This is a genomic window from Frankia sp. CeTa3Moorea (genome assembly GCF_978021225.1).
Genome location: NZ_CDXDOR010000164.1, coordinates 9,604 through 10,206, shown reverse-complemented (window position 1 = coordinate 10,206; position 603 = coordinate 9,604). Strand labels below are relative to the sequence as shown.

Genomic DNA, 603 nt, shown 5'->3' with positions numbered 1-603 from the left:
TGGGATAACCTTGCGCAGCGTAACAACGCTCACCTGCGGGAACTATTCCTGACCGGTGACCTGGTAACCGGTGACCTGGTAGCGGAAGGCCCACAAAACGCGATCTTGGGTTCGTGGTGGCGCAGCCAGGTACTGAACGTGAGCCCGGACCGGTGCTCCCCCGTCTATGATCCGGATCTTGACCTGGATACGCGCCTGGTCCGCGCGGCCGACCCGGTACTCGACCGACTGGCATCCACGATCGCCGGGACCTGGGTGTGCGTGTGTCTCACCGACGACCAGGCAAGAATACTGGCGCACCGGGTCGGTGAGGCATCCTTCGGCCTACACCCTGGGTTCTGCGTCGCCGAGCACCTGGTCGGCACCAGCGCCGTAGCCCTCGCACTCGTGGAAAGGCGCCCCGCCCGGGTCTCGGGCGCCGAGCACTTCGCTGACCTCTACCAACCGGACGCGTGCATATCCGTTCCCGTCCGCGACCCCCTCAGCGGGCGCATCGAGGGCGTGTTCAGCCTCATCTGCAGGCTCGCCGAGGCGAATCCGTCGGCGGAAGCCATGGTGGGGGAGGCTGGCCGCGCCATCGAACATCGGCTGCTGGAACAGGCG

General features: G+C 66.5%; 1 pseudogene. It reads left to right on the top strand.

Going from position 1 to position 603, the window contains the following annotated elements:
• Positions 1-603, top strand: a pseudogene (locus tag AC08OV_RS20855) (hypothetical protein); the annotation flags it as partial.